Origin of the sequence: Arthrobacter sp. V1I7, from assembly GCF_030817015.1 — a bacterium.
Lineage (GTDB): Bacteria > Actinomycetota > Actinomycetes > Actinomycetales > Micrococcaceae > Arthrobacter.
This window is the reverse complement of the sequence record NZ_JAUSYS010000001.1, coordinates 4731625-4744030: the sequence shown is the minus strand read 5'-3', so window position 1 is coordinate 4744030 and position 12406 is coordinate 4731625. Positions and strand designations below refer to the sequence as shown.

At 65.4% G+C, this 12406-nt stretch carries 12 protein-coding genes; 3 read left to right on the top strand and 9 right to left on the bottom strand.

What is annotated here, in order from left to right:
• Window positions 1-2: 2 nt before the first annotated feature.
• Together QFZ69_RS21920 and QFZ69_RS21915 are read right to left on the bottom strand one after the other, a co-directional pair.
• On the bottom strand, window positions 3-989 hold the full coding sequence (locus QFZ69_RS21920; protein ID WP_306914512.1) for an ABC transporter permease: 987 nt from the start codon (window positions 987-989) through the stop codon (window positions 3-5).
• Between the two features lie 351 nt (window positions 990-1340).
• The gene (locus QFZ69_RS21915) at window positions 1341-1961 is read right to left on the bottom strand and encodes a TetR/AcrR family transcriptional regulator (RefSeq protein ID WP_307000435.1); all 621 of its coding nucleotides are present in this window, start codon (window positions 1959-1961) and stop codon (window positions 1341-1343) included.
• A 124-nt stretch (window positions 1962-2085) separates the two neighbouring features.
• Here QFZ69_RS21915 and QFZ69_RS21910 point away from each other — a divergent pair, with 124 nt between their 5' ends.
• The 3 genes from QFZ69_RS21910 to QFZ69_RS21900 all read left to right on the top strand — a co-directional run bounded on the left by QFZ69_RS21910 (window position 2086) and on the right by QFZ69_RS21900 (window position 4560).
• On the top strand, window positions 2086-2649 hold the full coding sequence (locus QFZ69_RS21910; RefSeq protein ID WP_306914511.1) for an NAD(P)H-dependent oxidoreductase: 564 nt from the start codon (window positions 2086-2088) through the stop codon (window positions 2647-2649).
• Between the two features lie 131 nt (window positions 2650-2780).
• Complete coding sequence (locus QFZ69_RS21905; RefSeq protein WP_306914509.1) at window positions 2781-4073, top strand: PLP-dependent aminotransferase family protein; 1293 nt, start codon at window positions 2781-2783, stop codon at window positions 4071-4073.
• 55 nt (window positions 4074-4128) lie between these two features.
• Window positions 4129-4560, top strand: coding sequence for a universal stress protein (locus tag QFZ69_RS21900; RefSeq protein ID WP_306914507.1), 432 nt, complete (start codon window positions 4129-4131; stop codon window positions 4558-4560).
• A 275-nt stretch (window positions 4561-4835) separates the two neighbouring features.
• On the opposite strand, the gene QFZ69_RS21895 is transcribed toward QFZ69_RS21900, so the two are convergent.
• The 7 genes from QFZ69_RS21895 to QFZ69_RS21865 form a co-directional block, all read right to left on the bottom strand.
• Window positions 4836-5609 carry a 1,6-dihydroxycyclohexa-2,4-diene-1-carboxylate dehydrogenase gene (locus tag QFZ69_RS21895; RefSeq protein WP_306914505.1) on the bottom strand — a complete coding sequence of 258 codons (774 nt, stop codon included), beginning with the start codon at window positions 5607-5609 and terminating at the stop codon, window positions 4836-4838.
• Window positions 5610-5751: 142 nt separating this feature from the next.
• Entirely contained in the window at window positions 5752-7119 is a 1368-nt protein-coding gene (locus QFZ69_RS21890; protein ID WP_306914504.1) for an MFS transporter, read from the bottom strand.
• Between the two features lie 177 nt (window positions 7120-7296).
• Window positions 7297-8145, bottom strand: coding sequence for a catechol 1,2-dioxygenase (gene catA / locus QFZ69_RS21885; protein WP_306914503.1), 849 nt, complete (start codon window positions 8143-8145; stop codon window positions 7297-7299).
• 196 nt (window positions 8146-8341) lie between these two features.
• The gene (gene catC / locus QFZ69_RS21880; protein WP_306914501.1) at window positions 8342-8620 is read right to left on the bottom strand and encodes a muconolactone Delta-isomerase; all 279 of its coding nucleotides are present in this window, start codon (window positions 8618-8620) and stop codon (window positions 8342-8344) included.
• A 62-nt stretch (window positions 8621-8682) separates the two neighbouring features.
• Window positions 8683-9783, bottom strand: coding sequence for a mandelate racemase/muconate lactonizing enzyme family protein (locus QFZ69_RS21875; protein WP_306914499.1), 1101 nt, complete (start codon window positions 9781-9783; stop codon window positions 8683-8685).
• A complete protein-coding gene (locus QFZ69_RS21870) occupies window positions 9773-10753 on the bottom strand; it encodes a LysR substrate-binding domain-containing protein (RefSeq protein ID WP_306914497.1) in 981 nt (326 codons plus the stop codon). Before QFZ69_RS21870 ends, QFZ69_RS21875 begins: the two co-directional genes overlap by 11 nt.
• A gap of 127 nt (window positions 10754-10880) precedes the next feature.
• Window positions 10881-12389: a dihydrolipoamide acetyltransferase family protein gene (locus tag QFZ69_RS21865; protein ID WP_306914495.1), complete on the bottom strand. Its 1509-nt coding sequence runs from the start codon at window positions 12387-12389 to the stop codon at window positions 10881-10883.
• Window positions 12390-12406: the final 17 nt, after the last annotated feature.

Here is a 12406-nt window from a genome sequence, read left to right as displayed (position 1 = left end):
GGTTACTGCACCCGTACTCTCGGGTCGACCAGCGTGGTAGCGAAGTCAGCCAGGATGGCACCGATCGCGAAGATCACGGAACCGTAGGCGAGGGTCGCCGTGGCGGCGTTGACGTCCTGCAGGGCGATGGCGTCGATGGACCAGGAGCCGACGCCGTGCCAGGCGAAAATCTTCTCCGCGAAAAAGCCGCCGGCGAAGATGGCCGGGATGGTGAAGGCGATGCTCTGTGCCACGGGGATGAAGGAAACCCGCAGGGCGTGGCGGGTGATGGCCTGGTTCCGGGTCAGGCCCTTGGCCCGGGCGGTGCGGACAAAGTCGGCGTTGACGTTGTCCAGCAGGTACTGGCGCTGGGCTATCTGGTAGGTGCCCCAGCCGACGATCGTGATCGCGAAGGTCGGCACCGCATAATGGGCGAGCATGTCGAGGAACTGGACCCAGCCGTCTCCCGCCAGGCCCGGAGTGGAGATGCCGGTGACGAAGAATATCCGCTCGCCCACCGTCTCGTTGATGTTGATCGCGCCCAATTGGACCAGGAAGTACGCGATCGGCGCCGGCACGATGTACACGAGGTAGCTGTAGGAGGTGATGACACGGTCCGAGAACTTGTATTGCCGTGCCGCCGTGTACACCCCGAGGGCGACGCCGATGATCAGGGTCAGGACGATCGAGGCCAGGAAGAGCCGGGTTGAGATCCAGACCCGGTCGCCGAACTCGGCATTGATAAAGGCGCCGTTGGGGCTGCGCCCCCAGTCCCAACGGGTGACGATCCCGGCCAACCAGTCCACGTACCGTTCCCAGGGGTTGAGGGTCGGATCGAGGCCCCTGAGCCGGAAGGAATTGATCACCTGTTCCGGCGTGGGGCGGGGGATGCGTTCCTGTTCCAACAGGGCCGGTTGCAAGGTGCTGACCGCCAGGAAGTACCCGGCCGATGTGGTCAGGAAAATCATGAAAACGTAGGTGGCGGCTCGTTTTGCCAGGTACCGGAGCATTTAGCCTCTAGTTCCGAGTCGCCGTTGTCTGTGCAGGACCGGAAACTGGGCAGGTCGGTGCGGCCTGCCCGTGCGCGGGATTCGTAGCAACGTTCACAACGTTAATCCTTCCATAGGTCCCCTCCAGCAGGTGGTTTCCGCTGCTGATCCGGGATCATGGCCCGCCGGATGCCTGGCCGGTCCCCAGGCCTCGGCCAGTCCTGGTGCACTATGTTGCGGATCACATTCCAGAGGAAACTACCACATCGAGGGTGCCGCTTCGGGCGCCCTCGCGGCACAACGGCAGGTCTAGCACCAGATCGTTATGAATCATCACTGCACTGGATTTGGCGGCGGGAAATCTGAGCCATTTTACGCCTTTCCAAGCAGGCGCGAAACAAGTTCCCGCCAGGACGCGGCGAGGCGCTCCGGGGCTATCCCGTGCACTCTCACGGCGTGCAGGAGGCGTTCCGGCTCAAGGGTTGCGCTCAACGAGGTGGCCATGAGCCATGGGTCGGTGGTCACCCCCGCTTCGCGCAGCAGCATTTCGAGATGCCGGTGCCAGAGTACGGCGGCCGGCACGTCAAAGCGGTTGTAGGCGGAGACATCGGCGGCCCGCGCCAGTTCCCCGTACTCCAGCACCCAGGCGATGCGTTCGACGCCGAAGGCCACCAGCCGCTCCAGCGGAGGGGCGCCGGGGCCCAGCGGGGGCGGGCCGAACATGAACCGCCCCTGAAATCCGGCCTCGGCGTCACTGAGCAGAGTCATCATGAGACCGGCCCGGCTGCCGAAGCGCCGGAACACAGTGCCCTTACCGACGCCGGCGCGCTGCGCGAGCGCGCCCATGGTGACCCCGTCGACGCCGCATTCCTCGATGAGCTCCCGGGCCGCCTGCAGGAGCAGCTCGCGGTTCCGCGCAGCATCGCTTCGTTCGGATGCCGCGACCGGGAGCACGCCGTTCCGGGCGCCGGGCCGCAATGGGATTAAGCTCACAACGCTCATTGTAGCCCGGGGGAATATTAACCGGACCTCAGTCCGTTTAGAACGGTGAAGGCCCCAAAAGCCTCGACGATCAGCCAGTCGCGGGAAGACCGCGGCGCGACACCTAGGAGTTCCCATGCCCAAGAACACTGTCCTCACCCTGGTCGGCAGCCTCCGCGCCGATTCCACCAACCAGAAGCTGGCCGAGGCTATCCAGCTGAATGCGCCGGAGCAGGTTGAGGTTGTCATCCACGACAGCCTCGGCAACATCCCGTTCTACAACGAGGACATCGACGTCGAGGGGCAGGTCCCGGCCGCGGCAGCGGCCCTGCGCGCCGCCGCCAACGACGCCGATACCCTCCTCCTCGTGACCCCGGAGCACAACGGCACCGTGCCCGCCTCGCTCAAGAACGCCATCGACTGGTTGTCCCGCCCGTTCGGCGCCGGCGCCCTCAGCGGCAAGCCGACCGCCGTCGTCGGCACCGCATTCGGCCAGTTCGGCGGCGTGTGGGCCCAAGATGAAGCCCGCAAGGCCGTCGGCATCGCCGGCGCCCAGGTCCTCGAGGACGTAAAGCTCGCAGTTCCGGGCTCGATGGTCCGCTTCGCCGAGGTGCACCCGAAGGACGACGCCGAGGTCGTGGAGCAGATCAAGGGCGTCTTCGACGCGCTGGAAGTCTCGCGCACGGCTGCCGCTGCCTAGCTCACTACGAAGAGTTGCAAGCTTCCCCCGGCAGTCCCAGACTCCGGGGGAAGCTTGTTTACGGCCATCTTCATCGGGCGACGGTGAACAAACGTTTACTTCCCAGCAACAAGGGATGTAGTCTGGGCAGTGTGACCCACGAAACAATGGATGCCGCCGCAGAAGTCCTTCCGGCCGAGGCTATTGACGCAATCGAACGTGCGGCTACGTCCGCCCACCGCCACGAGCAGCTTTTCTCGGAGCGCGCAGCAAACATCAAGCAGTCGGCGGTCCGGGATGTTTTTGACATCTCGATGCGCCCCGGACTCGTCTCCCTGGCGGGCGGAAGCCCGTACCTGCGGTCGCTCCCGCTGGAACGGCTGGGGCAGACCGCCGCGAAGATCATCGCCGAGCAGGGCATGACCGCCCTGCAGTACGGCGGAGGGCAGGGCACCGGGGAGCTCCGGAACCAGATCTGCGAGGTCATGGCGGCCGAGGGGATCCTGGACGCCCAGCCCGAAAACGTCGTGATCACCGCCGGCTCCCAGTCCGCCCAGGATGTCGCAACCAAGGTGTTCTGCAACCCGGGGGACGTGGTCCTCGTCGAGGATCCCACCTATGTCGGCGCCCTGAACACCTTCGAGGCCTACCAGGTGGAAGTCGCGACCGTACCGATGGACCAGGACGGCATCATCCCGGATTTGCTCGAGGCCAGAATCACCGCGCTGCAGACGGCGGGCAAGAACATCAAGTTCCTCTACACGATTCCGAGCTTCAACAACCCCTCGGGAATCACCTTGTCCGAGGCCCGCCGGCAACAGGTCGTGCAGATCTGCCGTAACGCCAATATTTTAGTGCTGGAGGACAACCCCTACGGCCTGCTCCGCTTCGACGGCAAACCGCTGACACCGCTGCGCGCCGCCAACCCCGACGACGTAATTTACATGGGGTCCTTCTCCAAGATCTTCGCCCCGGGGCTGCGGATCGGCTGGGCCCTGGTGCCGGCCCACCTCCAGCGCCGGTACTACCTGGCCTCGGAAGCCGTGACGCTCTGCCCACCCACGCTGAACCAGATGCTCGTCTCCGCCTATCTGCGGGACTATGACTGGCGCGGGCAGATTGAAACCTACCGCGGACTGTACAAAGAACGCTGTGATGCGATGCTGGCGGCCCTTGAGGAATTCATGCCGGCCGGGTTGAGCTGGACCCGTCCGGAAGGTGGCTTCTTTGTCTGGGTGACCCTGCCCGAGGGTGTTGACAGCTACCCCCTCTTGAAAAAGGCCATCGACGCCGGCGTGGTGTTCATTCCCGGAGCCGCATTTACGCATTCTGACGAGCCGTCCAACAAGATCCGCCTGGCCTTCAGTGCCGTCCCGCCGGAATCCATCCGCGAGGGTGTCCGCCGGCTGGCGCCGGTCCTGCGGGAAGCCATTGAGGCGTTGTAGCCTGAAGCATCACTGGCGCAGGACCGAAGATGATCGTTGACCCAAGGAGAACTTTATGACCGGAATTATTGTTGTCGGCGTCGATGGCAGCGAAACGGCCCTGCGGGCTGCCCGCACCGCGAAGGATCTGGCCCTCACGCTCGGGGCCACCCTCCACGTGGTCAGCGCCTTCGACAGCGACCGGACCGAGGTCTTCGGCAGCGGCAGTGACCAGTGGATTGTCTCCGACGCCGGCGACGCGGAGAAGGTCGCCAGGAGCGTCGCCGAGAGCCTCCGCACACCGGAGATCACGGTGACCTATTCGGCCGCCCGGGGCAAGCCGGCCGACGCCCTGATCAACGAGGCCGAGCGTTCGGGTGCCCGGATGATCGTGGTCGGAAACCGGCGGATGCGCGGGATCGGCAGGGTGCTCGGGAGCGTCGCGAACAGCGTGGCCCACAACGCACCCTGCGACGTCTACATCGCCAAGACTGACGTCGCCGACTAGGAGACCGGCACCTCAGGCCTTGCCGGTGCCCGTCGGCGCAGCGGTCTTCAGCATCCGGCGCAGGATTTTTCCCGAGGAGGACTTCGGCGCAGCGGCGATGAATTCCACGCGTGAGGTGGTCGGAGCCGTCATAGGTGTTCCACGGCCGGCATTGGAGGGTGTCGGCGTTCTTCGTGAGCACGGGGGCGTTGCCGTGCAGGGTCCATTCCGGTTCCCCGTCGAGGACGTGGCCGGCGAAGTGCAGGGCCACGTCCATCTGGTCGATCGACAAGGTGCTACCCTAGGTCCCCGCCGCCCACCGGCAGCACCACGCCGGTGATGTAGCTGGCGTCGTCAGAGGCCATGAACAAGATCGGAGCGGCCTGCTCTTCCAGCGTGCCGTACCGCTTGAACAGCGTGCTTTCGGTGGTCTGGTCTACGATCTGCTGGTACCACTGCTCTTCCTGGCCGGACTGCGTGTTGGGGTTGCGCGGAACCTTCCTCGGCGGGGCTTCCGTACCGCCTGGGGCGGTGGCCACTACGCGGATACCGTTTGAAGCGGCTTCGAACGCCAGTGAAGCGGTCAGGGCGTTAATCCCACCCTTGGACGCCGCGTATGGCACGCGATTGATGCTGCGGGTGGCTATCGAGGAGACGTTGACGATGACCCCAGCCGTCCGTTCGATCATGTGCGGCAGGACGGCGCGACAACACCACAGGGTGGGGAACAGGGAGCGCCGCACTTCAGCCTCGATCTCCTCCTCCTGGTAGTGCTCGTAGGGTTTTGCCCAGATCGTACCGCCAACATTGTTGATCAGGATGTCGATCCGTCCGAACTCCGCCACGGCGTAGGCCATCAGGTCCGTGGCGCCCGCATGGGTTTCCAGGTCGCAAAGAAAATACCGGGCAGGCACATCGCTGGCCGTAAGCTCCGCACACACTTCACCGACCAGCCCTGACCGGTCCGCCAACACTACGGTGCCGCCTTCGGCGGCTATCGCACGGGCGACGACGGCGCCAATCCCCTGGGCGGCGCCGGTCACCACTACAACCTTGTCAGTAAAACGCATGGCTGTGCTTCCTTTCGTCCTGGGATCTTTCGGCCGGTTAGGGCCAGTTAACCTTGCAGGTGCCCGCGGCATCGGAGTGGGTCCCGGGAATTACCCGTCCGTACCGCTGCCGCGGGCCCCGCCTGTAGTCTCTGTGTGCCCGTTAGCTGATGGCTTCGCGTTCCAATGGCGCCATCGTCGTCCGTGCAATCTCGGCTTGGGTTGCCGTGCTTCGCACCATCAGGGTGGCCAGAGCGGCCAGAACCAGCGGCACGGCGAGGGCCATGAAGTAACCGGAGACGCCCAGCCCCGTGAGGATGACCCCGCCAAGGGCAGAGCCCACGATGGAACCGAGGCGGCCTATTCCGATGCCCCAGCCGGTGGCCGTGGCACGAAGTTGTGTGGGGTATGCGTTAGCGATCAGGTAATTCAGGGCCAACTGCTGGCCGCCAATGCCGAAGCCGGCCAGGCCGATCAGCACGAAGACCAGCGCAAAGTTGGAGCCGGCCAGCCCCAGGCCCAGCGCAATGACGATCCCTGCAGCAAACATGACCAGCAGCAGTTTCCTGGGGTTGACCTTGGGCAGGATGATGGACAGAGGGATGGCGAAGAGGATGAACGCGCCGTTGACGGTAACAGTTCCCATCGCGGCCTGGGAGCCTGCCAGCCCCAACATCTTGAGCGCGGTGGGCATCCAAAGCAGCAGCAGGAACCAGGCGATCCAGTTGAGCAGGTACGTGGCGAAGACCGCGATGGTGACCATCCGGTACCTGGCGGAGAAAAGTGCTGCGATGGAGCTGCGCGCCTCTATTTTGTCATTTGTCACCATTACGGCGTCCGGGCTGACCGGGCTGCCGGAGACGGTCGCCATGATCTGACGTGCCTGCGCGTCGGCCGTGGGCGTGCCCTTGGCCGCCAGAAAAACAGGCGATTCGGAGAGCATCCTGATGCAGACCAACACCATGGCCAGCGGCAGCACGCCGCCGATCAGGAAAATGCCGCGCCAGCCCATAACGGGCAGCCATGCCGCGGCCATAAGCCCACCGAGAAGCGCGCCGCCGGGCAGGCCCAGCAGCACCAATGTCATGAACGTGCCGCGGCGAGATTTGGGGCTGAACTCCGCCGTAAGGGCAAGCAGCGCTGGCGTGGCCCCGCCCATTCCCAGGCCAATGAGGAAGCGCAGGATGACAATCTGCTCCAGCGATTGAGCGAAAGCACCGGCAAGGGAGAACACTCCGAACAGGGTCAGTGCAAGCAGAATGGTCTTCTTGCGGCCGATCCGGTCCCCGAAAGCGCCAAGGGACATCGCGCCCACGCACATGCCGACTGTGCTGGCGGTGATCACCCATGTCATGTCAGTGGCCTGCAAGCCAAAGTCTTCGGCGATCGCAGGTCCGATGAATGCAATGGACTGGGTGTCGAATCCGTCCAGCAGTGCGATCACGAAGCAGAGGACGACGATGGACCATCGTTTGAATCCCATGGGCGTGTTGTCGATAACGTCCTGGACGTTATAGGCGAGTTTTGTCACCGGTAACTCACTTTCGTGTGTGTGATGTTCTGATCCGATTGATCCGGGATCCACGCGGTGCGGCGGCTTGATTTTGGACAGGCGGCATCACGGCGGGTGGTGGGGATGATGTCTGGATAGGGCCCGGCCGGGTCGGGCCCGGGGGCATTTGGGTGCCCCGGGCCCTGGATGGGCGGATTAGTCCTGGGGGTCGAGAATGAAGTCGTAAGTGACTTCGCGGCCCTTGCCGTCGGCGCGCTCTGTGGGGGCAAGGACGAGTTCGGGCTTCACAGCCGAGGCGATGTCGTCAGCGACGTGCTCGTCGCCTTCGAAGTAGAGCTGGGTGGTGATGAGCTGGTGCTCCGGGGCCGAAACCTTCAGGTGCAAGTGGGCCGGCCGCCAGGCGTGCCAGCCGGCCGCGGCGATGAGGGCACCGCAGGCGCCGTCGGTGGGGATCTGGTACGGCGCAGGCTGCATTGTGTTGATCTGGAAGTTGCCGTGGCCGTCGGCGATGATGGAGCCGCGGAGGTTCCATTCAGGCAGCCCGGGAGCGAACTGGGAATAGAAGCCGAGGTCATCGGCGTGCCACAGCTCGATCAGTGCCCCTGCGAGCGGCTCGCCGGCGACGTTCGTGACCTGGCCCCGGAACAGCAGCGGCGTGCCGGGTTCGTCGTCGCGCATCGGCAGGGTGGCCGGGGTGTCCTGCGAGGGCGCGTTCGGGATGTAGTACGGGCCCTCGATGGTTCCCTTGGAACCGTGCCGGTTGGCGTTGGCAACCTCCTCGACGGAATGCTCCACCCAGACGTCGAGGAACAGCGGCCATTCGCCGTCCTCGCCGACTTGGATGAGCCACGCCTTGAAGGCGTTGTACTCGTTGTAGGTGACCTTCTCGTCCAGGACAGTGTCGTTGATCGCCTTGATGACCCGGCCAGCGAGGGTGCTGACCCGCTCCTGGCTGGTCCCGGCCGCAAGGTGCTTGCTCTCGCGGAAGCGGGCGGTGGCCCCCGCGCCAGAAGCGGCCGCAGTGGCTTCGGTTTCCATTGTCATGGTGACTCCCTTGTCAAAAAGAACGATCGTAAAAAGCGGTTGTCGGTGGGTTTCGGACTGGCATGCTGCGCCGCGCGTCGTGCCGCGCATCACATCCGGTGCTGTTTCAACGGTAGGCCCGGAATGGATCGAGGGGAAATACCTGTTTCCGGCTCATTGAAAGTTTTTGGGTATGAATGCTGGAGGCGGGGCCGGGCTATTCGATGGCGGACGGGTGCTTGGCCAGCGGCGTGACCTTGATGTCCATGTACGGAAAGAGCGGCAGGCCGGCAAGCAGGGTGTGCAGCTCGTCGTTGTCCGCGACGTCGAAGACCGAGTAGTTGGAATACTCCCCCACCACCCGCCACAATTGCGCCCAGCGGCCGTCGCGCTGGAGCTGTTGGGAGTATTCGCGTTCCTCGGCTTTGATGGCATCGGCGCGTTCTTTGGGCATCTCCAGCGGGATGCTAACTTCCATGCGGACCAGATACAGCATGAGTTTCTCCTAGTTTTGTCAGGTGTCGGCTAGGTTTTGCCAGGGGTCGGCGCGGGCCCAGGTCAGTCCTGGCGGTAGGTCTGGAGTTTGTCGGCGTCGATGGCAGCACCGACGCCGGGGACCTCGCGGACGCGGATCGCGCCGTTGGTGATGCGGAGCGGCTCGGCCAGCAGGTCATCCGTCATGTCCAGGAAGTTGGAGAGCTCCCCCGCCCGCCGGGAGCTGGCCTCGAACGCCGCGCCGAAGGTCACGGTGGCGAGGCTGCCTACCTGCGTGTCGATCTGGTTGCCCATCGTGACGTCCACGCCGAGGCCTTCACAGAGTCCGAGGATCTGTGCGGCCTCGGTGAAGCCGCTGCGCGCCGTCTTGATGCAGATGGCGTTGCTGCCGCCGGAGAGCAGCTCGCGGGAGACGTCGCCGAGGGTGGGGACGCTTTCGTCGCCGACGATCGGGATGCTCGAGTGCTGGACCAGCCTGCGGCGGCCCATGGCCTCGCCGGCCTCGCACGGTTCCTCCAGCGCGGACAAGCCGAGTCCTGCGGTGCGGCGGAGCACTTCCATGGCCTCGTTTGCCGTCCAGCCGCGGTTAGCGTCGAGGTAGATCTCAGTGTCCTCGCCCAGGCCCTCGCGCAACACATGGCAGGCCTCGACGTCGAGGGACAGCGGCCGCCGGCCCGTCTTGAGTTTGAACGTGTTGATCCCGTAGGTCTCGCGGAACCGCAGCGCCTCGTCCAGCAACTCGGCGGCGGGTTTGAAGCCGAGCATGTGGGAGACCCGCATGCTGTCCGTGAAGCCGCCGAGCAGTTTGTGCACCGGGGTGCCCAGCGAGATCCCGACGATGTCCCAGAGTGCGATGTCCAGGGCGCCTTTGGCGGTGGGGTTGTGGATGGTGCGGCGGAGCAGTTGCTGGACTTTGGAGCGGTCCAGCGGGTCGAGTCCGATCAGCTGCGGGGCAAACACCCTGGTCACCACGGAGACGATGGAGTCCTGGGTTTCGCCGTAGGTGTAGGGCCGCGGGGGCGTGTCCGCCACACCGCAGATGCCGGTGTCGGTGTGGATCCTGACCAGCACGTGCTCCGCGGAGGTGACTTCCCCGCTGGCGAACTTCAGGGGACGCGCGTAGGGGATGGCATAGGGGATAGCCTCGATGCGTTCAATTTTCACGGGGTGTTTCCTTTACTGCGGCTACTGGCGGTGATGGTGGCTCTGGAGGTGTTGGGCGCTGCTGCGCGCCCGACTGACTCGGCTGACCCGGCTGGGGGGCTGGCAGGTAGTCGAAGAGCCGTAGGAAATTGTGCAGCAGCGGCGTCTCGCTGTTCCGGTTCCACGCGACGGCGAGGTCGACCGGCGGCGGGTTGCGCAGCGGCCGGAACACGACGCCTTGGAAGGAGAACGTCCGCGAGGTCATCGGGACCAGGGCGATCCCCATCCCGGCCGCGACGAGCGAGAGCAGGGTCGAGGTTTCCCTCGCCTCCTGGACGAGCCGTGGCTGGAATCCGGCCTTGCGGCAGGCGTCCACCAAAATGCTGCTCACGGCGGAATAGCTGGGATAGCCGATGAAGTCCTGGCCGGCGAGCTCCGCCAGTTCCAGGGTGCCCCTGGCTGCCAGCGGTGAATCCGCTGGCAGTGCGGCGACCAGCTGATCCTGTTCGAGCAGTTTGAGGGCCACAATTCCGGAGCGGACCGGCGGGCGGAGGACGGCGACGTCGAGCCGTCCGTCCTCGAGCGCGGACTCCATCTGCGGCGTCAGCATCTCACCCTGGACAGTGATGCGCAGTCCTGGCAGGGTGCGGCGGGCCGCCTGGACGATGCTTGGCATCAGCCGGTAAGTGGCGGTTCCTGTAAACCCCACCCGGATGACCCCGGTGGCACCGGCGCCGACTTGCTGGACGTCCTCCTCGAGCGCGTCGAGTTCCTGCAACAGCACCCTGCCGCGGTCCAGCAGGACCTGTCCCGCCGGGGTGAGCTCCACTTTTCGGGTGGTGCGGATCAGGAGCGGTGTGCCGAGCTGTTCCTCCAGTTGGCGGATCTGCTGGGACAGCGGGGGCTGGGCCATATGCAGGCGGCGGGCTGCCCGGCCAAAGTGGCGTTCTTCGGCCACCGCGATGAAGTACTTGAGATGCCGCGTCTCCATTTTGCCCCCGGCGGATCGGAGCAGGCCCGGCGCCTGCTCCAACCAGCTTAGGATCCCCGATTAGTAAGGGGAAATACCTGTTTTAGAGCTATTAGGACGGTTTACATACCAATGGCGCCAACGGGTGTCAGTCCAGCAGCAGCGCGGGTTCTTCCAGAATGGACGCGACGTCGGCCATGAAGCGGGCCGAGAGGTCGCCGTCCACGACCCGGTGGTCGAAGGAACCGCCGAGGGTGGTGATCCAGCGCGGAATCACCTCGCCGTCGAGGACCCACGGCTTCTGCTTGATGGTGCCGAAGGCCACGATCGCGACCTCGCCGGGGTTGATGATGGGCGTGCCGGTGTCGATTCCGAGCGCCCCGATATTGGTGACAGTGAGGGTGCCGCCCTGCATCTGGGCGGGCTGGGTCTTGCCGGCGCGGGCGGTGGTGGCCAGCTCGTTCAGGGCAAGTGCCAGTTCCTTGAGCGAGAGGTCCTGGGCGTTCTTGATGTTGGGCACCATGAGGCCGCGGGGCGTCGCGGCGGCGATGCCGAGGTTCATGAAGTGCTTGACCTGGATCTCGGCCGAATCGCTGCCGTCCGGGTTGTCCACCCAGGTGGCGTTGACGCTCGGGTTGCGGGCCGCTGCCCAGATGACGGCCTTGGCGAGAATCAGCAGCGGCGAGACCTTGATGCCTTCGAAGTCGCGGGAGGCCTTCAGCCGCTTCACGAATTCCATCGTGCGGCTCGCGTCGACGTCCACGAAGATACTCACATGCGGGGCGGAAAAGGCCGACTCGACCATGGCCTTGGCCGTGGCCTTGCGGACGCCCTTGACCGGGATCCGTTCAAGGCGCTGATCCTGCGGGCGCCCGGTCTTACCCCAGAAGCTGTCGGCCTTGTCCACCTCGGCGTCGCGCTGTGCCTGGTAGCTGACCAGGTCCTCGCGGGTCACCTCGCCGCGGGCGCCGGTGGGGACGACATCGGACAGGTCGATGCCCAGATCGCGCGCAATCTTGCGGACGGGCGGCTTGGCGAGGACCCGGTTGACGAGGCCGGTGATGGCACCGCCGAGGGTGGGCCGAGGGTCGATGCCTTCCGCCGGAACGATGCCCTCCGCCGGAACGGCGCGTTCGGCCGGGCTGACGGGCGCGGCCACCGGACCGGGTCCGGCGGTTGAAGGTGTCGGAACCGGAGGCTTGAACGCCGGGGCCGAGGACACCCGGCGGCGGCGCTTCGCGGCGTCGGCCTTCGGTCCGGACCCCACCAGCGGTCCGCCGGCCGGGAGCCCGGCCGGTCCGCCGGCGTCGGAGATGTCTTCGTCCAACTTCCCGTACATGGGCTGGTCAACCGGCGCCGCGGCCGGGACGGCAGCGGCAGGGGCGCCGGCCGGGGCGGCCCCGGCGACGGCCGCCTCCGTATCATTGACGCTGATGATCGGGGTTCCGACGTCGACCGTTACCCCCTCCGGGACCAGCAGTTCCGCGACCGTGCCGGCAAACGGGGAGGGCAGCTCGACGAGGGACTTGGCGGTCTCGATCTCGCAGATGACGTCATTGACGGCCACCGTGTCCCCCGCCCGGACCTTCCAGGAGACGATTTCGGCCTCGGTCAGCCCTTCGCCCACGTCGGGGAGGTTGAACTTGTGAAGAGTCATGGTGGTCCTTGGTTGGA